The sequence below is a fragment of the Flavobacterium sp. ACAM 123 genome (assembly GCF_000264055.1).
GTDB lineage: Bacteria > Bacteroidota > Bacteroidia > Flavobacteriales > Flavobacteriaceae > Flavobacterium.
The window spans coordinates 46,267-52,296 of sequence record NZ_AJXL01000013.1 but is presented as its reverse complement, the minus strand read 5'-3'; the positions used below and the strand labels follow the sequence as shown (position 1 = coordinate 52,296).

The following is a 6,030-nucleotide window of genomic DNA, read 5'->3' as shown; positions in this document are numbered from 1 at the left end:
TAATTAATACCTTCCTTTTTTTGTGAATTGTATTCAAACCACAAAAAAGTCAAAATGTTTGAACAATTAATACAATTAGCACAACAATTTGGAATAGAAGCAGTGGTGAAAAAATGATGCTATCCCAAATGATCAAAACGAAGCAGTCATAAATGAAACTAGTACTACGATCCTGACTGAACTGCAAAAAATAGTTTCAGACGGCAACGCAAGTCAATTCGCGGATTTATTCTAAGTAAACAATGCTAAGGAGGAATACAATCCTGTCGTACAAAAAATCACGAAGCAACTTACGGGCAACTTAGAAGCAAAATTTGGATTAAATAGTGAAGTGGCCACAGGACCAGCAGTTCGTTTAATACCACAAATTTCAAGTTCGCTTGTGCGAAAAGCAAAAGACCCCAACAATTCTAGCTTTGAGATTATAAAGATCATTGCAGCCAAATCCCGTAAAGCCGATAGTAGTGGAATTATGGATACTATTTCAAAATATGTTAGTAAGTTTGGCTTAGATCAAAATGCCGATGGAGAAGTCGATGTTATTGATGCGGTGGAAGCACTTAAAAAAAATAGCGGAGGCTTAGGTGATTCTTTAGGAAGTTTATTTGGAAAGAAATAAAAATTATAATTTTCAAAAGCCGATTTTCACAGATTACAGGCTTTTATTATATTAAAACATACTTTACAGAATTTAATTTTGTAGTTTTATAATTCAATTAGTACCTCATGAAATATATATATTACGTCCTACTTCTTCTTTTGGCTACGTTAATAAATTGTACCTCTGTCAAGAATACTGTTGTAAAGGCAGATGGTTTAGATCCTTCAATGCCAAACGATACAGTAAGAATTGCTAATGACGCATTAGAATATGAAGTAATTATTATCGATAACGGATTTAGTACATGGTTAGCATCAAAGTCTTTACCGCGCGGTTATAACTCTCAGTCCTTTTTAGAAAACAAAAATCGGTTGTGGATTCGCGAATGGAACAGCAGGGTAATACAGCCGTTTCGCTACAATGCAAATCTTTACGAAATGACCATTAATTACGATCAAAATGTTGATTATGGATATGAGGTAAATTATTTAATTTATAACTATATGGTCTATTTTCAAAATACCTACAAACAAAAACTTTTTGGTTATGTTCCTCCAAGATAATGTTACTATATTTGTAATCATTATAAATAAAAATGAAGGGACTAAAAAAGCGTTGGAAAATTACATCCAATTTTCAACTTGTAATTATATTTATCGTCTTTGCGATAACTGGTTCTACTTCGGCCTGGTTGTCAAAACCTGCTTGCTTTTGGTTGGGAATTATGGAAGAAGACTTTGGATTCTGGTACACACCTGTTCGGTTACTTATTATTTTTCCCCTATACCAAGTACTTTTGGTATTAATCGGAGCGCTATTGGGACAATTTAAATTCTTTTGGGCATTCGAGAAAAAAATGCTGAAAAATATGGGACTAGGTTTCCTATTTAAGGAATAAACAAACTTAACTTCCACTCCCTTTTTTTATCACATAATTGTAAAACCACATTAGCGTAAACGAGGGAATAAAATCCGTAAAAGGAAATATTTCTTCAAGAAATGTTACCACTCCTCCTACTTTCCCTGCTGTTCCTTTATACATTGTGGTCATCAAATAAGCAGCTATAGGTGCCCAAATAATATCTGAAAACTCACCAACCATGGGCACCGTAAAAGAAAGCATTCCTATGCCGTCAAACAAAATACCTAAAACTAAATTTTTATTTTTAATCTTTGCATTCACCTCGCTGACCTCTTTCTCCATTATTTTTTAAGTTTATCTTTATAAACTTTCTTTAATTTGTCTATTTTAGGTGTTATGATATACGAGCAGTAACCTTGAGACTTGTTATCATTATAATAGTTTTGATGTACCTCTTCTGCTTTATAAAATTTAGACGTTGACGAAATCTTGGTTACAATACGCTTCCCAAAAGTATCCTCAGCCGTCATTAAATCAATATATTCTTCCGCTGTCTTTTTCTGTTCCTCGTTATGATAAAAAACTTCACTACGATACTGCGTTCCTACATCATTGCCTTGACGGTTCAGTGTCGTCGGGTCGTGTGTGGCAAAAAATATTTCTAATAGTTCGCCAAATGAAATTTTTTCAGCATCAAAACTAATCTCGATTGCTTCTGCATGGCCCGTATCTCCATTGCATATTTCCCTATAGCTTGGATCAACCGTCTTGCCGCCAATATAACCTGAAATGACAGAGTGCACACCCTCTAATTCTAAAAAAACGGCCTCTGTACACCAAAAACAACCTCCTGCTAACGTAGTCACTTCTATTCCTTCTTGATTTTCCATTGTATTCGATTTCTTAATTTGAGGTAAAACAACCTCGTTTTTATTTCAACTAATAGGCAATTAACAGTATGATCAGTTCAACTCTAATATACCTATTACCAAGATAACATTATAAATCAAATTTAGGCTATTAAACAGACTCCCTTATTTCTTATTAACTAAATTTTATAGTTTGTCTCATGAAAATTATTTTGTCAGCCATTTAATATTCATTTAAATCTTTGTTTCTTTGCAGAAATAGCTTCTTATGATATATGCCAAAAATTTGCACAAATATTACGACCAACTCCATGTTTTAAAAGGAGTAGATTTGCATATTAAACAAGGGGAAATTGTTTCTATTGTCGGAGCTTCTGGAGCAGGTAAAACAACTCTTTTACAAATCCTTGGAACATTAGACAAGCCTTCGGTAGAAAAGGAAATAGAATTGCGCATCAATAATGAAGACATTCTTACTATGAATGATAAAAACCTGTCTAAATTTAGAAATTTGAATCTCGGTTTTATCTTTCAATTTCATCAATTGCTACCTGAATTTACGGCATTAGAAAACGTATGTATTCCTGCCTTTATAGCTAATAAGCCCAAACAAGAAACCGAAACCGAAGCGAAGAAATTATTAGATTTTCTTGGTCTATCGCATAGACTTAACCATAAACCCAATGAACTTTCTGGAGGGGAACAACAACGAGTAGCCGTGGCCCGCGCATTGATAAATAAACCCGCGATCATATTTGCAGATGAGCCTTCTGGTAATCTTGACACCGCATCTGCAGAAAACTTGCACCAATTGTTTTTCAAATTGCGAGATGAATTTGGTCAAACGTTTGTCATTGTAACCCATAATGAGGAACTCGCTAATATGGCCGACAGAAAACTGGTGATGGTTGATGGCCAAATTAGTAATTAGGAGCTGTTTCCAGCTATGCGCTACAATCTTTTTACCTCGTCCTAAAACGAGATAAAAAGGATTTTCACTTCTATCTGGGCTAAGCTTATTTGCTATCAGTAGTAATTTTTCCACAATTTGAGTAAACCTGTTTTAATCCATGTTATCCGATTCCCACAATGAAGAAATCAGAACTTAAAAATTTTCTCGACGAAAAAGTACTTCAATACAACACACTCGATTTCATTGAAAGTGATCCAGTACAAATACCGCATCTTTTTACTCGAAAAGAAGATGTTGAAATCGCGGGTTTTCTAAGTGCAACAATTGCCTGGGGAAACCGTACCATGATTATCAAAAACTCCCATCGCATGATTGATTTGATGGGAAATGCTCCCTTTGACTTTGTAATGTCACATTCTAACGATGATTTACAAAGGCTCGAGACTTTTGTACATCGTACTTTTAACGGACAAGATTTTAGCAGTTTTATAAAAAGTCTCCAAAACATCTACCAAAACCACGACGGACTCGAAGCTGTTTTCTCCAAACATCAAGAGCCCGCATCGATGCAAAAAAGCATCTCTGAGTTTAAGAAAATATTTTTTGAGATTCCGCACCAATATCGGAGTCAAAAACACGTGTCAGATCCCTTGAATGGCTCTGCGGCAAAAAGGATTAATATGTTTTTGAGGTGGATGTGTCGCCAAGACAGTAAAGGAGTTGACTTAGGAATATGGAAGAGTATTCCTCCAGCAGTTCTATCCTGCCCTTTAGACGTCCATTCCGGTAATGTCGCCCGAAAACTAGGATTGCTAACCCGGAAACAAAACGACGGTAAAGCAGTAGCTGAATTGGACTTTAAACTGCGAAAAATCGACCCGAACGATCCTGTCAAATATGATTTTGCACTCTTTGGGTTGGGCGTTTTTGAAGGGTTTTAATGTAAAATTCACTACCACTGTACACTACCTGTTTTCGCTGTATTTCCCTCTGTTTTTCATGTTGAAATGGCAGAAAAACTAAAAACCCATTATTTAACACTTTGATTCTGATCTAAATAGATTTTGAATGTCTTTCACCTATATATTTAGCTCTTAATCGTTTTTTATAAAGAAAATTACACTAATTTCGCATTAAATAAATAATAAATCTATTCTATGTTTTTGAGAATAAATTATTTGAATTGAATTGAATGTTTTATAAATAAGATCAATACTTATTTAGAATAATAAAAACCGAAACGGTAACCATTACGTATACAATAGTAGAATAATTAATCCATATTGAGTTAACGGTATTATACTAAATTTACATGAAAAAAGTTTTACTCGCTGAAGATAATTCCATGTTATCGTTACTGCTTAAGTTTCGATTAGAAAAAGAAGGATATGAGCTTTTAATTGCAGAAAATGGAAGAGAAACGATAGCGTTAATTGAAGAACACAACCCTCAATTGATTTTAACGGATATTATGATGCCGTTTATCAGTGGATTAGAAGTAATTAGTCACGTACGCAATAAATTGAACTACAAAACCCCCATCATTGTTTTTTCAGCATCAGGCCAGGAAGAAATAGTTCTTAAAGCCTTCAAATTAGGAGCTAATGATTTTATGAGTAAACCATTTAGTCCCAATGAATTGATGAATCGTGTAAAGCGAATATTACGTTAACTAATATGATTCCCTTTAATTATTTTATTGAACTTTTTAAAGAATCTGATTTAATCGTTGAATTGGTTTGGATTTTCATAGGCATATTATTTTTCTTAGTTATTACAGTCATCATCTACTTGAAATATTTAAGAAGTACTTTACGCAGAAATGAAAAGTCAAAAAACAAGTTAGAAAAAGAATTTGAAACTGCTGTTATCACTTATTTATATTCCGGTGATGATAATACTGAAGAAATTAGTTCAGATCAACAAGTAATCATTGAAGAATTAAAAAAAGAAACAAGCAAAGCATATAGGAAGGATATCCTAATTGGTACAATGTTAAAACTAGACTATGAGATTTCTGGGGAAATGGCCGCAGCAATAAATAAGCTTTACATTCAAATTGGGCTGAAAGAATATACTCTTTCCAAAATAAAAAGCAGAAAATGGAATTTGATTGCTGAAGGACTAAGGGAACTTACCCTTTTTGAAGTGGCAGAAGTCCAACATTTAGTTAAAGAACATATAAATCACCCTAAAAGTGAAGTGCGGAGTCAAATGCAATTGTATCTCGTTAATTTATTTCACTTTAAAGGTCTGGACTTTTTGAATGAAATAAAAACACCAATTTCAGAATGGGATCAAATCCAGTTACTTGAAGTACTACAGTTATCTAAAACTCAGGAAATTTCAGATATATCGTCCTGGTTGAAATCACCAAACGAGTCTGTGGTCTTTTTTTCTCTAAAACTGGCGAAAATCTACAACCAATATATAGTAAAAGAAGAACTTATCGCGCTTTTACAGCACCCAAATGTAAATGTACGGGTTGAAGTAATCCATGTTATCAATCACCTCGATATTATCGAAGCAAAGCTTGACTTAAAGAACAATTTTAACATACTTGAATTAGAAGAACAAATCGCTTTTTTCACGATGATGGAAAGCACTTACGAATTAGACGACAAGCCATTTATTGTGGATAATATCTTAAATCCTAATTTCGAAATTAAATTCGCAGCGATTAAAATCTTAAAAAAAATAAGTCTTGACGATTTCAATACTTTCAAGGACATATCTATCGACCCTGAATTTATTAAAATTATTAATTACGTAGAATCCAATTAAT

Annotated in this window: 9 protein-coding genes; 7 read left to right on the top strand and 2 right to left on the bottom strand. The window is 33.6% G+C overall.

Features of this window, described 5'->3' with window-relative positions:
- The first annotated feature begins 331 nt into the window (after window positions 1-331).
- From A3SG_RS22195 to A3SG_RS0103860, 3 genes are all read left to right on the top strand, one after another.
- A complete protein-coding gene (locus A3SG_RS22195) occupies window positions 332-619 on the top strand; it encodes a hypothetical protein (protein WP_016988697.1) in 288 nt (95 codons plus the stop codon).
- Window positions 620-726: 107 nt separating this feature from the next.
- Window positions 727-1,164 carry a DUF6146 family protein gene (locus tag A3SG_RS0103865; RefSeq protein WP_016988696.1) on the top strand — a complete coding sequence of 146 codons (438 nt, stop codon included), beginning with the start codon at window positions 727-729 and terminating at the stop codon, window positions 1,162-1,164.
- 32 nt (window positions 1,165-1,196) lie between these two features.
- On the top strand, window positions 1,197-1,499 hold the full coding sequence (locus A3SG_RS0103860) for a DUF6787 family protein (RefSeq protein WP_016988695.1): 303 nt from the start codon (window positions 1,197-1,199) through the stop codon (window positions 1,497-1,499).
- 6 nt (window positions 1,500-1,505) lie between these two features.
- On the opposite strand, the gene A3SG_RS0103855 is transcribed toward A3SG_RS0103860, so the two are convergent.
- Both A3SG_RS0103855 and msrA read right to left on the bottom strand, forming a co-directional pair.
- Complete coding sequence (locus A3SG_RS0103855) at window positions 1,506-1,805, bottom strand: hypothetical protein (protein WP_016988694.1); 300 nt, start codon at window positions 1,803-1,805, stop codon at window positions 1,506-1,508.
- Window positions 1,805-2,353 carry a peptide-methionine (S)-S-oxide reductase MsrA gene (msrA, locus tag A3SG_RS0103850; RefSeq protein ID WP_016988693.1) on the bottom strand — a complete coding sequence of 183 codons (549 nt, stop codon included), beginning with the start codon at window positions 2,351-2,353 and terminating at the stop codon, window positions 1,805-1,807. Before msrA ends, A3SG_RS0103855 begins: the two co-directional genes overlap by 1 nt.
- A gap of 247 nt (window positions 2,354-2,600) precedes the next feature.
- Between msrA and A3SG_RS0103845 the strand changes: the two genes are divergently transcribed.
- The 4 genes from A3SG_RS0103845 (at window position 2,601) to A3SG_RS0103830 (ending at window position 6,029) form a co-directional block, all read left to right on the top strand.
- Window positions 2,601-3,263 carry an ABC transporter ATP-binding protein gene (locus A3SG_RS0103845; RefSeq protein WP_016988692.1) on the top strand — a complete coding sequence of 221 codons (663 nt, stop codon included), beginning with the start codon at window positions 2,601-2,603 and terminating at the stop codon, window positions 3,261-3,263.
- 158 nt (window positions 3,264-3,421) lie between these two features.
- Window positions 3,422-4,186, top strand: a complete 765-nt coding sequence (locus A3SG_RS0103840; protein WP_016988691.1) for a TIGR02757 family protein — start codon at window positions 3,422-3,424, stop codon at window positions 4,184-4,186.
- Window positions 4,187-4,557: 371 nt separating this feature from the next.
- Complete coding sequence (locus tag A3SG_RS0103835; protein WP_016988690.1) at window positions 4,558-4,917, top strand: response regulator transcription factor; 360 nt, start codon at window positions 4,558-4,560, stop codon at window positions 4,915-4,917.
- 5 nt (window positions 4,918-4,922) lie between these two features.
- Entirely contained in the window at window positions 4,923-6,029 is a 1,107-nt protein-coding gene (locus A3SG_RS0103830; protein ID WP_016988689.1) for a hypothetical protein, read from the top strand.
- Window position 6,030 lies beyond the last annotated feature (1 nt).